This window comes from Streptomyces sp. LS1784, assembly GCF_020103755.1.
Taxonomy (GTDB): domain Bacteria; phylum Actinomycetota; class Actinomycetes; order Streptomycetales; family Streptomycetaceae; genus Kitasatospora.
This window is the reverse complement of the sequence record NZ_JAHSQD010001036.1, coordinates 1-1,452: the sequence shown is the minus strand read 5'-3', so window position 1 is coordinate 1,452 and position 1,452 is coordinate 1. Positions and strand designations below refer to the sequence as shown.

Sequence of the window (1,452 nt, the reverse complement as noted above, 5' to 3'; positions counted from 1 at the left end):
AGCCGTGGCCGCTCCCTGGGCCGTTCCCGCCGCCCAGGGCCAGCGCCGCGGCCCCCGCGCCGAGCCCGGCGGCCACCACCGCCCCGCCCGCGATCAGGGCCCTTCGATCCACACCGCTTCTGACAGTCGGTGGCTGGTCCTGCGCCTTTCCGGTTTCGGCATGCATGAGCGACATTGGAGACGATAGAACACGCCGTATGCAAATCTTGACCACACGTCACGCTCGCTCCGCCACAGCGCCCTCACGCGGGGCCCTGGCCGTCAAGCGGCTGCCCGCCCTGCTCGCCGCCGCCGTCCTCGCCCTCTCCGGCTGTTCCTCGGGCGGCTCGTCCTCCTCCGACGCCAAGCACCCGGACGGCACGGTCATCCGCGTCCCGCAGCACTTCCCGACCATCCAGCAGGCCGTGGACGTCGCCCGCGAGGGGGACACCGTCCTGGTCGACCCGGGCACCTACCGGGAGAGCGTGCGCCTCACCAAGCCCAAGATCGTGCTGCGCGGCACCGACCGCAACACCGTGGTCCTGGACGGCGGTCTGCGGCTGATCAACGGCATCACGGCCTCCGGCCCCGGCTCGGTGGTGGAGAACCTCACCGTCCACGGCTACCTCGCCAACGGCGTGCTGTTCACCGGCGTCACCGACGAGAAGCTCCAGCAGCACGGCGCCGGCGGCTCCGCCTACGACCCGCTGGACACCGTCCGCTTCCCGGCCCTCCAGGGCTTCCGCGCCAGCAACGTCACCGCGTACAACAACGGCCTGTACGGCATCTACGCCTTCGACGCCCGCGGCGGCATCATCGAGGACTCGTACGCCTCCGGGGGCGCCGACTCCGGCATCTACGTCGGCCAGTGCAAGCCCTGCGACACCCTCGTGCGGGGCAACACCGTCGAGCGCAACGCCGTCGGCGTCGAGATCACCAACGCCTCCGACGGGCTCACCGTCGTCGGCAACCGGATCACCGGCAACCGGGTCGGGGTCACCGCCAACTCCAACGACCTCGAAGCCCTCGCCCCCCAGCACGGCGCGGTGATCGTGGGCAACGCCGTCACCGACAACAACGCCACCGACACCCCCCAGCAGGCCGACGGCGCCTACGGCATCGGCATCGGCATCGGCGGCGGCACGGGGAACCAGGTGCAGCGCAACCTGGTCCAGGGCAACCGCGCGGTCGGCATCGTCATCACCGACCCGCCCGGGCACCCGGCAAGCGGCAACCGGATCGAGGGCAACCGGGCCACCGGCAACGGCACCGACCTGGTGCTGGCCTCCGCCGACCCGGGCAACTGCTTCACCGGCAACCAGCCGGCCGTCCAGAGCCCGGACGGCCTGGAGACGCTGGCGGGCTGCGCCGTCCAGGGCCGGACCGCCCCGCCCTTCGGCCGCCCCAGCCCGGTCCAGGCGCCGCCCGGCATCCCGTTCAGCCAGGTGCCGGCCCCGCCCGCCCAGCCCACGC

General features: G+C 72.9%; 1 protein-coding gene. It reads left to right on the top strand.

The genetic code is table 11. The features are described from left to right. Positions 1 to 206: 206 nt before the first annotated feature. Positions 207 to 1,452, top strand: a 1,246-nt coding sequence (locus tag KS423_RS45400) for a nitrous oxide reductase family maturation protein NosD (RefSeq protein ID WP_224285506.1), incomplete at its 3' end; no start/stop codon positions are given.